Source organism: Streptomyces sp. NBC_00425, assembly GCF_036030735.1.
Lineage (GTDB): Bacteria > Actinomycetota > Actinomycetes > Streptomycetales > Streptomycetaceae > Streptomyces.
In genome coordinates this window covers 4,841,011-4,853,850 of the sequence record NZ_CP107928.1, presented here as the reverse complement: position 1 = coordinate 4,853,850, position 12,840 = coordinate 4,841,011, and the positions used below count along the sequence as shown (strand labels likewise).

The 12,840-nt window shown below is 74.1% G+C and carries 9 protein-coding genes and 1 pseudogene; 3 read left to right on the top strand and 7 right to left on the bottom strand.

Annotation, left to right across the window (positions count from 1 at the left end; all coding sequences use genetic code 11):
- Positions 1-30: 30 nt before the first annotated feature.
- From OHS82_RS20840 to OHS82_RS20820, 5 genes are all read right to left on the bottom strand, one after another.
- Positions 31-522: a hypothetical protein gene (locus OHS82_RS20840; protein WP_057578022.1), complete on the bottom strand. Its 492-nt coding sequence runs from the start codon at positions 520-522 to the stop codon at positions 31-33.
- A gap of 140 nt (positions 523-662) precedes the next feature.
- Positions 663-2,393, bottom strand: a complete 1,731-nt coding sequence (metG, locus tag OHS82_RS20835) for a methionine--tRNA ligase (protein WP_328434285.1) — start codon at positions 2,391-2,393, stop codon at positions 663-665.
- 169 nt (positions 2,394-2,562) lie between these two features.
- Positions 2,563-4,491 (bottom strand): VWA domain-containing protein, encoded by a 1,929-nt coding sequence (locus OHS82_RS20830; RefSeq protein WP_328434284.1) that lies wholly within the window; start codon positions 4,489-4,491, stop codon positions 2,563-2,565.
- A 182-nt stretch (positions 4,492-4,673) separates the two neighbouring features.
- Positions 4,674-6,644, bottom strand: a complete 1,971-nt coding sequence (locus OHS82_RS20825) for an FUSC family protein (protein WP_328434283.1) — start codon at positions 6,642-6,644, stop codon at positions 4,674-4,676.
- A 134-nt stretch (positions 6,645-6,778) separates the two neighbouring features.
- A complete protein-coding gene (locus OHS82_RS20820; RefSeq protein ID WP_057578018.1) occupies positions 6,779-7,561 on the bottom strand; it encodes an alpha/beta fold hydrolase in 783 nt (260 codons plus the stop codon).
- 117 nt (positions 7,562-7,678) lie between these two features.
- Between OHS82_RS20820 and OHS82_RS20815 the strand changes: the two genes are divergently transcribed.
- Positions 7,679-9,022 (top strand): aminotransferase-like domain-containing protein, encoded by a 1,344-nt coding sequence (locus OHS82_RS20815; protein WP_057578017.1) that lies wholly within the window; start codon positions 7,679-7,681, stop codon positions 9,020-9,022.
- A gap of 255 nt (positions 9,023-9,277) precedes the next feature.
- On the opposite strand, the gene OHS82_RS20810 is transcribed toward OHS82_RS20815, so the two are convergent.
- A complete protein-coding gene (locus tag OHS82_RS20810; protein ID WP_057578016.1) occupies positions 9,278-10,198 on the bottom strand; it encodes a hypothetical protein in 921 nt (306 codons plus the stop codon).
- 133 nt (positions 10,199-10,331) lie between these two features.
- Between OHS82_RS20810 and OHS82_RS20805 the strand changes: the two genes are divergently transcribed.
- Positions 10,332-10,865: a hypothetical protein gene (locus OHS82_RS20805; RefSeq protein WP_057578015.1), complete on the top strand. Its 534-nt coding sequence runs from the start codon at positions 10,332-10,334 to the stop codon at positions 10,863-10,865.
- 76 nt (positions 10,866-10,941) lie between these two features.
- Here OHS82_RS20805 and OHS82_RS20800 read toward each other — a convergent pair whose 3' ends face one another.
- Entirely contained in the window at positions 10,942-11,388 is a 447-nt protein-coding gene (locus tag OHS82_RS20800) for a hypothetical protein (protein ID WP_057578014.1), read from the bottom strand.
- A gap of 241 nt (positions 11,389-11,629) precedes the next feature.
- On the opposite strand from OHS82_RS20800, the pseudogene OHS82_RS20795 reads away from it, so the two are divergent.
- Positions 11,630-12,250: pseudogene (locus tag OHS82_RS20795) on the top strand (hypothetical protein); the annotation flags it as partial.
- Positions 12,251-12,840: the final 590 nt, after the last annotated feature.

Sequence of the window (12,840 nt, the reverse complement as noted above, 5' to 3'; positions counted from 1 at the left end):
GCCCGCCCGGACGATGTGCGCCGGGCCGGCTCACGTGTCGTAGGTGCCGTCCCAGGGGGCGGCGAAGGCGAGGCGGTCCGGGTAGAGCTCCGCCCAGGTCTCCGGCTCGCCGTCGTCGTCCTTGTCCTCACGGATCACCAGGCCGAACAGGACGTTCTCGTACGTGAGGTGGAAGGGGCGGACGGCGATGTCCGTGTAGGAGCGGCGGGGCAGGCTGCGCAGCAGGGTGGCCAGGCGGACGCGGGCGCGGGTGAGGACCGAGTCGTCGCCGTGCGGGTTGCGCTGCTGCTCGGCCCACGTGCCGGCGCACCAGATGTCCGAGTCGCGGTAGCGGCCCTCGGCGTCGAAGGTGTGCAGCACGGTGTAGAGGCGTTTGTGCTCTTCCCAGCCGTCGTCGAGCCGGAAGCCCTGGGGGAAGGCGTATGTGACCGACGCGAGGAACTGACCGTCCGCGTACCGACCGATGGACTCGGTGCGGTGCCTCGGCTGGTAGGCGATCGGAATGACCTCGGGGACTGCCATGGCGGAAACCATACGGCTTGGCGAGAACATGCCGAAGAGGGGGGAACCTCTTCGCCTTTTCCTCTACATCTTCTCCGTTGTGGCTTCTCCTGCGGACGCCCGGGGAGGGACGCGGAACGTCCCTCCCCGGGCGCGGCGCGTCACTCCTCGGTGCCGCCGAAGCGCTCCTTGTATGCCGCCAGGTCCTCGTCCTGGAGCTTGGCGAACAGGACCGGCGGGACGGTGAAGGCGGTGCCGGCGGGGACGGAGGCGAGGGCGCGGGCCTCGTCGGCCGTCACCCAGGTCGCCGTGTCGTCGGCGAGGGAGAAGGCCTCACGCATGATCTTCGCCGTCGCCGGGATGAACGGCTCGGAGACCACCGCGTAGAGGTGGATCAGGTTCATCGCCGTGCGCAGCGTGAGGGCCGCGCCGTCCTGGTCCGTCTTGATCTCCAGCCACGGGGCCTTCTCCTCGAGGTAGGAGTTGCCCGCCGACCACAGCGCGCGCAGCGCGGCGGCCGCCTTGCGGAACTGCAGGGCCTCCATCTGCGACTCGTACTCGGCGAGCAGCTCGGCGATCTGCTCCCCGAGCCTCGTCTCCGCCTCGCCGGGCGCGTTGCCCGCCGGGACCTCGTCGCCGAAGCGCTTCTTGGAGAAGGACAGGACGCGGTTGACGAAGTTGCCCAGGGTGTCGGCCAGGTCCTTGTTCACCGTGGCCGTGAAGTGCTCCCAGGTGAAGGAGGAGTCGTCCGACTCGGGGGCGTTGGCGATCAGGAAGTAGCGCCAGTAGTCGGCCGGCAGGACGTCCAGCGCCTGGTCGGTGAAGACACCGCGCTTCTGGGACGTGGAGAACTTGCCGCCGTAGTACGTCAGCCAGTTGAAGGCCTTGACGTAGTCGACCTTCTTCCAGGGCTCGCGCACGCCCAGCTCGGTGGCCGGGAACATCACCGTGTGGAACGGGACGTTGTCCTTGGCCATGAACTCCGTGTAGCGGACCGGGTTCTCGCCGGCGTCGGCCTCGTACCACCACGACTTCCAGTCGCGGGTCTCACCGGCGGGGGCGGCGTCCGACCATTCCTTCGTCGCGGCGATGTACTCGATCGGGGCGTCGAACCAGACGTAGAAGACCTTGCCCTCGGCGGCCAGCTCCGGCCAGGTGTCGGCCGGGACCGGCACGCCCCAGTCCAGGTCGCGGGTGATGGCACGGTCGTGCAGGCCCTCGGTCAGCCACTTGCGGGCGATGGAGGAGGCCAGCTGGGGCCAGTCGGCCTCGTGACGGGAGACCCACTCCTCGACCTCGTGCTGCAGCTTGGACTGCAGGAGGAACAGGTGCTTCGTCTCACGGACCTCGAGGTCCGTGGAGCCGGAGATCGCCGAGCGCGGGTCGATCAGGTCCGTCGGGTCCAGGACGCGGGTGCAGTTCTCGCACTGGTCGCCGCGGGCCTTGTCGTAGCCGCAGTGCGGGCAGGTGCCCTCGACGTAGCGGTCCGGGAGGAAGCGGCCGTCGGCCGGGCTGTACACCTGGCGGATCGCCCGCTCCTCGATGAAGCCGTTCTCGTTGAGGCGGCGGGCGAAGTGCTGGGTGATCTCGACGTTCTGCGGGGAGGAGCTGCGGCCGAAGTAGTCGAAGGCCAGCGCGAAGCCGTCGTAGACGGCCTTCTGGGCGTCGTGCGCCTGCGCGCAGAAGTCGGCGACCGGGAGGCCCTGCTCCTTGGCGGCCAGCTCGGCGGGGGTGCCGTGCTCGTCCGTCGCGCAGATGTAGAGGACGTCGTGGCCGCGCTGGCGGAGGTACCGGGCGTACACGTCCGCCGGGAGCATGGACCCCACCATGTTGCCCAGGTGCTTGATTCCGTTGATGTACGGAAGGGCGCTGGTGATGAGGTGTCGAGCCATCGGAGGCTGCTCCCAGTCGGTCGTTCTTCGGCGGTCCTCTTATGGGCCTTGAACTTGAAATCGTAGCCGACACGGGTGGGCCGCCCGCCTCCCGTTTTACGGGGTGGGAAGCGGGCGGCCGGGGGTACGGGCGGGGCGACGGCCCCGGTCGGGCGGGCCGTCGGGCGGGTCAGGGGCGCCAGGTGGCGAGGACGCCCTCGTACAGCTCGGCGTCCGTCAGCTCGCGCGGGGTCGGGCCCGCGTGGAAGAAGGACGTGTTCGGGGTCTTCAGCTTGCGGAGGTAGTCGAAGGCCTTGTTGTCGTGCTCGCCGAAGGCGACGAAGGAGAAGAAGACGGCCGGGTGGTTCTCCGCGGCCTCCGTGAGGGCCTGGGTGGCCGGGGTCTTCGCGTCCGGGGCGCCGTCCGTCTGGAAGACCACCAGAGCGGGGGTGCCCGGGGCTTCCTTCCCGTGGCGGGCCAGGACTTCCTCCACGGCCGCGTGGTAGCTGGTACGGCCCATGCGGCCGAGGCCGGCGTGCAGCTCGTCGATCTTGTTCTCGTGCTCGGCAAGGGTCAGCTCGCCGGTGCCGTCGAGTTCCGTCGAGAAGAAGACCACGGGGACCGTGGCCGCCGGGTCCAGGTGGGCGGCGAGGGCGAGGGTCTGCTCGGCCAGGGCCTGGGCGGAGCCGTCCTTGTAGTACGCGCGCATGCTCGCGGAGCGGTCGAGCACGAGGTACACCTTGGCCCGGGCGTCGGCGAGGCCGACGTTGCCCAGGGCGGTGGCGGCGGCGGTGTACGCGGTGCGGAGGGTTGCGGGTACCGCGGCGCGGGGCTCGGCCTCGCCTTCGGCTTCGGCCTCGTCGTTCCCACCCGCACCACCCGTGCGGCTCTCGTCGTCGGGTGCGGGTGGCCCCTGCGGGGCGTCCTCGCCGTCGGCGGCTGCGGCTGCGGCTGCGGCTGCGGGCTGGGCTGCCGCCGCGGCGGGTTCGGGTGCCGGCTCGGCCTCCGCCTCCGTCTCGGCCTCTGCCTCCGGTGCGGCGTCCTGCTGCGGTGCCGCGTCCGCGGTCGGCTCCTCGGCGGGACCGCCCTCGGCGGCCTCCGGCTCCGGCTCGGCCGGGACCTCGGCGGCGGGCTCGTCCGCCACTGCCTCCGGCTCGGCGGGAACCTCGGCCGCGGGCACCTCTTCGGCCTTCGGCGCCGCCTCGGGCGAGGGCTCCTCGGCGGTGGCCTCGGCCTTCGACTCGGCCTCCACCTCAGCCTCGGGCTCATCGGCGGCGTCCGCCGAAGGCTCCTCGGCGGGTGCGTCCGCCTCGGCCGGTGCCTCGGCGGTGGCGTCGGCCTGCGGCTCGACCTCGGTGTCGTCTGCGGTGGCCGGCGTCGCCGCCTCGGGCTCGGCGGGCGTGTCCACCTCGGCGTCGGGCTCGGCGGCGGTGGCCTCGGCCTCCACCTCAGCCTCGGCCTCTGCCTCTGCCTCCGCCTCGATGACCGGCGTCGTCGCCTCGGGCTCCTCGGCGGGTGCGTCCGCCTCGGCCGTGTCCGCGGCTTCGTCGGCCGCCGTCTGCGGCTCCGTCTCGGCCGCGGTCTCCGGCTCGGCGTTCGCCGCGACGTCCGCCGTCGGCTCCGCCGGGGTTTCGGCGACCTCGGTGGACGCGTCGGTCTCGGGCTCGGCGTCGGCGGTGGCTTCCGGTTCCGCCGCGTCGTCGGTGTCGGGTTCGGCGGGGGCCTGCGGCGTGGCCGTGGCTTCGGGCTCGGCGTCGGCGGTGGGGGAGGTCTCGGTCGGCGTCGTTCCGGGGGCGGTGGACGCCTCCGGCTCGGCGGCCGTGTTCTCCTCGGACCTCGTCGGCTTGGGGACCGTGACGTTGTCGAAGGCCGCCGCTACCAGGTCGTGTTCGTTCGTGGACTCCGTCCGGGGTTCCGGGACCTGGGCCGTCGGAGTGGGCTCGGGAGAGGGGGAGGGGAGTGTCGGTTCCTGCGCCCGCGTCGGTGTCGACGTCGGCGCGGACGGCTCCGCGGCGGCGGTCTGTTCCTGCGAAGGAACCTGTTCCGCACCCTCTGCCTCGGCCGTGCGCCCCTTGCGGGACCTGCCGAATGCATTCCGCAGGAGAGTGAGAATGCCCATTTGCGCAACCCTTCGCATGAGTTGTAGCCGTCAATCCCTGGCCAGGACGGACACGTAAGGTTAGCGGCCCCTGGCGGTGATCTTGGGCAGGGGTGAGTGCACGGAATGCGGGTGTGTCAACACCGCCTCGAAAGCCCGCCGTGCTGTCGTGCCCGCCGTGCTGTCGTGTCGCTGTGTCGCCGTCACGTGGTGGGTGAGGTGATGGCTCGTGCCGCGGCGATCTCCTGGCGCAGCGGCTGCAGGACGCTGGCCGGCGGTCCGGTGAGGTCGGTGCGGACGGGATACAGGACCTCCGTGTCCCGCAGACCCTCGGCCAGCTCGGCCAGCTGCAGCGTGACCTGGGCGACCTCCTGCGCCGACGGCGGTGCGGCCCCGTGCTTCACCCGGACCCGGGCCGCGGTCGTCGCGTCCACGATCCGCTCCACCGCCACGACCAGCGGCCACCAGGCGGCCGCCCGGCGTCCGGTCGGCGGCGGCTCGGTCAGCGCGCGCTGGAACTCCGTGCGGACGACCGACAGGTCGCGGTAGAGGCGGCGGCGCATACGGGCGCGGGCGGCGGGGTCGACGTCCGGCCCGAAGGCCGCGTCCGCGTACCGGGCGGTGTCGGCGACCGCGTCGGCCAGCTTGGCGCCGACCCTGGTGTGCCAGCTCTCCGGCCAGAGCAGATATCCGGCGACGAGGGCGATGCCGCAGCCGATCAGGGAGTCCGCCAGGCGGGGCAGCAGCAGGGCGGCGCCCTGGTGGTTGAGGGTGTCCGACAGAAGCAGGATCACCGGGGTGATCGCGGCGGTCTGGTAGCCGTAACCGCGAGGGGTGAGCGCGGGGATGAGCGGGGCGAGCACGAGCATCACCGGCACGTCCCACCACCCCCTCGGCACCTGTGAGAGCACGGCTGCCGCGACGACCAGTCCGGCCACCGTGCCCAGCGCCCGTAGCAGCGCCCGGGAGAACACCGAGCCGAAGTCGGGCTTCAGGACGAAGGTGATGGTGAGGGCGACCCAGTAGGAGCGGGCCACCGGGACCGTGGAGACGAGGACCTGGGCCAGCCCTATGCACAGGGCGAGACGCAGGCCGTAGCGCCAGGACGCGGCGGACAGGGCGACGTCCCGGGCGGCGCGGGCGGCCCGTGACCGCAGCCCGGCCGGACGGCCCAGCCGGTCGTCCGGCGCGCCGGCGCCGGGGCCGGGGCCGCCGGGTTCGGCGTCGGGGGCGGCGACCACTTCGGCGGCGTGCCGCAGGGCGTGGTCGACGGCCCGCGAGGTCTCCGAGTCGGGGGTGGGCAGCCGCAGGTCTATCGGGCCGGTGAAGCCGGTCTCGACCGCCCGCGCGAGGTGCAGCACCGCCGCGGGGACCTCAGGGGGTAGCGGGCGGCCGGCCAGATGGGCTGCGGGTGCCGCCTCCACGACGGGGGTGACGGCGTTCAACTGGGCTACCAGCCTGGTCAGTTCGGGGCTACGACCGTGGTGGCGGGTGCGGCGGGCCAGGATGAGGTCGTACGACTGGTTCAGCGACTGGGTGACGGTGTGCCGGGCGTCCTCGTAGGCGTCGGGGACGTCGCTGCCGCAGGCCGCCAGGAGGTCGGCGACCGTGCGGTAGGCGGCGGCGACCGCGCTGCGCTCGGGGACCCCGGAGCGCAGCGGCCAGGCCAACAGGGCGAGCAGGAGCACGAGCAGTCCGCCGCCGGTCATCAGCAGGGGCGCCAGCCACCAGGGGCCGGGCATGGGCAGCCCGGCCCCGACGACGCAGTTGAGCAGGAGCAGCAGTCCGGACACGGACGCCACGGCCCCGATCGTCGAGATCATCCCGGAGACCAGGGCGACGCCGGTGACGGTGGCCACCGCGGGCCAGCCGAGCCCGTACACGGCGGAACCCAGGGTCACGCCGACCGCGCCGAACAGCTGAGGGATCGCGATGTTCAGGATGCGCATGCGGTAGGCGTCGGCGGTGTCGCCGATGACTCCGGAGAGGGCGCCCATGGAGGCGAGCGCGCCGTACGACGGTTGTCCCACGGCGAGGCCGATCGCCAGTGGCAGCGTCATCGCGAGCGCGGCGCGGGCGACGGCGGGCCGGTTCACGGGGGCCGCCCGCTGCGGCTGGAGGTTCCGCACCAGCCAGTCGGGAGGGGTGAGGCCGATGGGGAACTCGCGGGACATGCGCTCATTATGAGCGCGCAGGCGACGGCGGGGACGGGCGCGGAGGCGACGGCGGAGGACCGGCGCGGCGGCGCCCCCCGGGGGGACCGGCGCGCAGGTGACGGCGGGTGGCCGGCGTGGAGGCGACGGCGGGGCTACGGCTCCACGGTCGCCAGGAACCGTGCGAGGGCCTCGTTGAAATCCGTCGGCCGTTCCAGGTTCGGCAGGTGGGCGGCGCCCCGGACTACGTGCAGCACGGAGTGCGGGAGCAGGGCGTGCATCGCCTCCGCGTCCGACACCGGCGTGTACGCGTCGTCCTCGCCGACCACGACCAGGGCGGGGACGGCGACCCGGGTCAGCAGGGGCCGGTAGTCGGGGCGTTCGGCCCGGCCGCGCAGGGCCGCCGCGGCGCCCTCCGGGTCGGTGGACGTCATCATGCGGTGGACGTGCGCCTTGACCTCGGGGGGTGCGGTGGGGGCGACCATCTTCTCGAGCACCTCGTCGGCGTAGCCGCGCATGCCCTCGGCGAGCAGACGGTCCGCCATGTCGTTGCGCGCCGTCCGGCCGCCGGGGGTCTCCGGGGCGGGGGAGGTGTCGGCGAGGACCAGGCCGCGGACGCGGTCGCCGAAGCGGGAGCAGCACTCCATCGCGATCTGGCCTCCCATCGACAGCCCGGCCAGGACGAACGCGTCCGCCTTCAGGTCGTCGAGCAGTTCCTCCAGGTCCTCGGCGAAGCGGGAGAGCAGGGTGACGCCGGGGACCACCGGGGACGCGCCGTAGCCGCGCAGGTCGGGGGCGATCACCCGACGGGTGGCGGAGAACGCCTCGATCTGCGGGGTCCACATGGTGCGGTCGAAGGGGTGGCCGTGGACGAGGACGAGGGGGAGCGCCTGAGGCGTATCCGCTCCTTTGTCCTCGTATGCGAGGAAGGGTGCCATGTGGCGACGGTAGGGCGGTCTCGCCGCTCGGTGCAATAAGATCTTTGCTCTCGGTGCAATGAGGCCGATGACGTCGCCGGCGTCACAGGCGCCCTCTCGTGGAAGGTCCGTGTTCCGATGGCCGACTTCCGGTCGATCGCCGACCGCATCGCCGACGACATCGCCGCCGGGCGGCTGCGTCCCGGCCAACGGCTGCCCCCGCAGAGGTGGTTCGCCCGACGGCACCGCATCGCGCCCTCGACGGCCGGGCGGGTGTACGGCGAACTCGTGCGGCGCGGCCTGGTGGTGGGCGAGGTGGGGCGGGGCACCTTCGTGCGGGCCGCGCCGCCCGCCGCGCAGGGACGGGCGCTCGTCGAGGCGGCCACCGTCGCACCCGTCAATCTGGAGCTCAACTACCCTTCGGCACCTGGGCAGTCGGAGCTGCTGGCGCCCGTGCTCGCGCCGCTGTTGCGGCCCGACGTGCTGGCCGAGGCCCTGCGGCCGGGTGCCGCCGACGGCACGCCGGCCGCCCGCGAGGCCGCCGCCCGGCTGCTCGCCGTCCCCGGCTGGCGGCCCGAGCCGGACCGGTTCCTCTTCACCGGCAACGCCCGCCAGGCCATCGCCGCAGCGCTCGCCTCGCTGGTCCGGCCGGGCGGCCGGGTCGGGGTGGAGGAGCTGACGTATCCGCTGGTCAAGGAGATCGCCGCGCGGCTGGGTGTGGTGCTCGTGCCGCTCGCCGGCGACGCGGAAGGCGTGCGGCCCGACGCGATCGCCGCCGCCCACCGCGCGGCGCCCCTCTCCGCGCTCTACCTCCAGCCGACGCTCCACAATCCGACGTCCTCGACCACGGGCGACGGCCGCAGGCGCGAACTCGGGCTGCTCGCGGTCGGGTTGGGGCTGTCCGTCATCGAGGACCGCATCTGGTCGTTTCTGCGTCCGGACGCCGTGCCGCTCGCCGTCCACGCCCCCGGGCTGGTCCACGTGGTGGACGGGCTGTCCAAACGGGTCGCGCCGGGGCTGGCCGTCGGCTTCCTCGTCGTGCCGGAGCACCGGGTCCGGGAGGCGGCGGCCGCGGTCCGGTCCGGCGGGTGGAGCGCGGGCCGGTTCGCCGTGGAGGCGGCCGTGCGGTGGACGCAGGAGGGTGTGGTGCGGCGGCTCGTCGAGGAGAAGCGGGCGGACGCCGCACGTCGGCAGGCGATCCTCGCCGAGAGCCTCGACGGGTTCGCCGTCCGCACCGATCCGCGCGCCTACTACGCCTGGTGGGAGCTGCCCGCGCCGTGGCGGGCGGACGCCTTCACGGCCGCGGCGGCCGCCCACGGCATCGCCGTCACTCCCGGCGCCGCGTTCGCCGTGGACCCGCACCGCACCCCGGACGCCGTCCGGCTCGGACTCGCGTCGGCGACGGAACGCGAACTCGCGCGGGCGCTGCGGGTGCTGGCCGGCGTCGCGGCGGGCGGACCTGCGGCGCACGGCGTGGGCTGAGCCGGACCGCCGCGGGCACGTTCACCTCACCGGGGGCGGCCCGATCCACCTCACCCGGGGGCGGCCCGACCGCCGCCTCGCGCCTTGTGGTCCGGGGTGGTGTGGCCTCGGGTCTTGTGACCTCCGGTCGTGTGTCGTCCCGAACCTTGACGCGTCGCGCGGGGCCGCGTCGCGCGGGGCCGCGTCGGCCCGCGCCGCGTGGCGTCGCCCGGAGTCGCGCCGCCCTCCGGTCGGGGACCGTCGCGCTTCGGACCGTCAGGCCCTGACGTGTGTCGGCTCCGGAGGGGATGTCGGAGCCGGCGTCGCGGCGGGGGCCTCGGGGTGTCGCCGGTGTCGCAGGAAGCGGGCCAGCGGGGAGCCGGGGCCGCTCAGCCAGGTCGCCGCGGCCACCGTCAGACCCAGCGCCAGCAGCAGCCAGGAGGCCGTGCGCAGGGTGGCGGTGAGGGCGTCGTAGACCGCGCCGGCGGCCGGGCGGTGAGCCCCGTCGGGGAGGTCGTCGAGGGTCAGACGGCGGCCGAGGGCGACCGCGAGGCCCAGGAACGCGCCGCCGAGCGCGGTGCCGAGGGCGGTCGCCGTGACGGCCCGGCGGCGGCAGGCCGCCACCGCGATGCCCGCCACCCCGAACACGACGGCCGCCAGAGGCAGCCAGAAGCCTGCGACGTCGAGCACGTGGTAGCCCTTCCGGAGTGCGGCCAGGTCGTCGGACGGAAGCAGTGCCACCTGTGTGTGCTCGATGGGGATGCGTGCGGCGAACGGCACGTGATCCACCGTCAGCTGCTGCTTGAGGGGCGTGGTGACGGTCGCCAGGTCCACGGTGACGGGACGTCCGTCGCGGCCGGCCCGGTCGTCCTGGAGCGCCCGCATGACCGCGGTGTGCGCCGCCTCGTTGCCCGCGTCCCACGCGGTGCGGTAGGCGCGGGTCGCGGTGAACGAGCGGAACGCGTCGCGCAGGAAGAGCGGGTTCATCCCGGCCTCGCGCGCCACCCCGTCGCCCACGGTGTCGGCGATCGCGTCCCGGACGTCGGGGTCGGAGGCGAGCGGCGCCATCGTGGTGACGTAACTGCGCGTGTCGGTGAGGCCGTACGCGGCCCACGCCGCTAGTGCGCCGAACGGCACCAGCAGGCAGCACAGGGCGATGAGGGCGGCCGAGAGAGCGGTCCGCAGGCTTCGGGACACGTCTCCAGGCAACGGGCCCGGGGCGGGGAGCGCGAGCCCATGACGGCCGTACGGGTGGCGTCCCGGTCACGCCCTCCGGTGGAGGGTTCCCCCGAACGGGTGTTTCCTGGTTCTGGGGAGAAGGAGGCCGATCATGCGCACCACTGTGGCCCTGCGGACCCTGGCCGCGGCCCTGCTCGCCGGCGGCTCCCTGGCCGTCGCGGCGAGCGGCGCCACCGCCGCGCCCGCCCCGTCCACCGGCAACGGCGGCGACGATCCGGTCCGGGGCACCGTCGTCTCCCGCACCGAGCTGAACGTGCGACAGCAACCCACGACCCACGCGCCGGTCGTGGCGGCGCTCGCGCCCGGCAGCCATGACCTGGTGCAGTGCATGGTCAAGGGGCAGAGCGTGAACGGCAACCCGGACTGGTACTGGCTCTACGGCGCCCAGGGCTGGGCGAGCGCCGCCTTCGTGGACGTCGGCCGCGCACACGTGCCCGCCTGCGCCGACCCGTGCCCGCGGTGGAAGGACGGCGACTGGACGAACTGGAACGACCCGTTCACCGACAGCTCGTTCGCCGCGTCGGGCTCCGGGTCGTTCAGCTTCTCCGGCACCTGGAGCTTCAGCGTCTCCGGGACGTCAGAAGCCTCGTCGGACGGCTGGGAGTGGGTTCCGGCCGGCCGGTGAGTGGAGGGATGAGGGAAGACCCGGGCCCCGGCGGAACACCGCCGGGGCCCGGGTGCGGATGCGTCCCTCCTGGGGCCTAGCGGATGCGGTTTCCGTCCGCGTCCTCACGCGCGTAGAAGCGGAAGAACAGCGCCGCGAAGGTGGACGCCGCGACCGCCAGCGCCCAGCCGGTCGACCGCAGCACGCTCGCGCCGGTCTCGCTGTACATGAAGCCGAAGGCGCAGCCTGCGAACATCGCCCACAGCCCGGCGTGCAGTTCGCGCCGCAGCCGCGGGGCGACGGCGTGCACGCCCAGCCAGAGCACCGCGAACGCGAACGCGCTCACGAAGCCGAGCAGCAGGTTCCAGCCGGTGATGGGGCCTCCGGCGCGGTTGTTGGCCGCGACCCAGTAGCCGTAGACGAGGCCCAGCCCCACGGCTGTCGTCCACTCCGCGGCCCGGTGGGTCCGTTCGCTGAAGACGTCGGGGGTACGGGTCGGTGCCGACCGGGTCCGTACGCCTGACGCGGGTGCCGCATGAGCCATGAGAGGACTCCTCTCTCCTCGCCCCTGCCTTCCAGGGCACACCTGGGCGGGGGCGGTGGCAAGTCGGATGCGCGGATTGCGTGCGGAAGTCCGGCGACGGCGCGCCCGGTCCGCGGTCCGCGAAGGGCGACGAAGGCCCCGTAAGGGGAGGTTTGCAGTCCTGAGGCTCCCCTTTGCAGCAGCAGCGGTTACGGTGCTGAGGTACGTGATCGACAGGGGAGGGGACATGCGGGAGGGGACCATGCCCGGAACCGTGCTGCTGCTCGCGGCCTCGCCCAGGGGCAAGGGGTGTCTGGTCGACGCGGCGTCCGTGCTCCCCGTGCTGGCGGCCGTGCCGCCTCCCGTACTGGCCGGCGCCGACACCGCGAACGTCGTCGAGCTCGCCGATCCGCTGGAGCCGCAGGCCGTGCTCACCCGGCTGCGGGCCGCCGCGACCGCGCCCGGCCCGCTGACCCTGTTCGTCACGGGGCAGCTGCAACTCGACCGGCGGCAGCGACTGCCGCACCTGGCGCTCGCCCGGACGACGCCCTCCACCGTGCGCTACACGGGCTTCCCCTGGCATTGGTTCCGGGAGGAGCTGCGGCTGCGGGCGGCCGGGACCACGACGGCCGTGCTCGATCTGCGCGCGGACCCGGAGACCTGGCAGTGGCTGCGCGGCAACCCGCTGGACTGCGGGCCCGCGACCGCCGTCTACGGGCGGATCGCGCCGCCGCCGGGCCGGCGGGAGGTCGCCGTGCCGACGTACATGAAGGCGGTCGCGACGATACTGCGCAGCGGGGGCCGTCCGGCGGTCGAGCGGCTGCACCAGGCGGCGCTGACCCGGATCGCCGGGGACGGTGAGGTCGGCGACCTGGTGCTCTCCGGCTCAGCCGCGCAGGTCGCCGCCCCGCTCGCCCCGGTCCGGCCCACGTCCGCCGTGGCGCCGCCGGCCGCGGCGGTCCCCGCGGTCGCCGGCGTTCCCGCCCCGCCCGCGTTCTCCGTCGCACCGCCGACCACGGCCGCAGTCCCGGCAATCACAGGAGCCCCCGCGGGCCCCGGCGTACCTGACGCTTCCCGATCCCCCGCGGGCCCCGGCGTACCTGACGGTTCCGTCGTTCCCGGCGCGCCTGTCGTTCTTGGCGGTTCCGTCGCGCCCGTCCCGCCTGTCGTACCGGCCGCTTCCGTCATATCCGTCGGCTCTCACGTGCCCGCTGCCGTCGTCGTCCCGAACGGCCCGCTCGTCCCGAACGGCCCGCTCGTCCCGAACGGCCCCGTCGTGCCGGTCGACACGGTCGTGCCCGGCGCCCCGGGTCTGCCCGTCGGCCCTGCCGCGCCGGTCGTGTCCGTCTACGGCAGGCCGGCCGACGCGGTCGTGCCCGCCGCTTCCGCGGCCGGGGCCGCCTCCGCCTTCGTCGGGCCCGCAGCCCCGGCGGTGCCGGCCGCCTCGGCCTCTGCCGGGCCTGCCGCGCCTGC

Coding starts and splice junctions, on each gene's coding strand:
- OHS82_RS20840 (WP_057578022.1), bottom strand. CDS start 522: ATGGCAGTCCCCGAGGTCATTCCGATCGCCTACCAGCCGAGGCACCGC.
- metG (WP_328434285.1), bottom strand. CDS start 2,393: ATGGCTCGACACCTCATCACCAGCGCCCTTCCGTACATCAACGGAATC.
- OHS82_RS20820 (WP_057578018.1), bottom strand. CDS start 7,561: ATGGCACCCTTCCTCGCATACGAGGACAAAGGAGCGGATACGCCTCAG.
- OHS82_RS20830 (WP_328434284.1), bottom strand. CDS start 4,491: ATGGGCATTCTCACTCTCCTGCGGAATGCATTCGGCAGGTCCCGCAAG.
- OHS82_RS20805 (WP_057578015.1), top strand. CDS start 10,332: ATGCGCACCACTGTGGCCCTGCGGACCCTGGCCGCGGCCCTGCTCGCC.
- OHS82_RS20825 (WP_328434283.1), bottom strand. CDS start 6,644: ATGTCCCGCGAGTTCCCCATCGGCCTCACCCCTCCCGACTGGCTGGTG.
- OHS82_RS20800 (WP_057578014.1), bottom strand. CDS start 11,388: ATGGCTCATGCGGCACCCGCGTCAGGCGTACGGACCCGGTCGGCACCG.
- OHS82_RS20815 (WP_057578017.1), top strand. CDS start 7,679: ATGGCCGACTTCCGGTCGATCGCCGACCGCATCGCCGACGACATCGCC.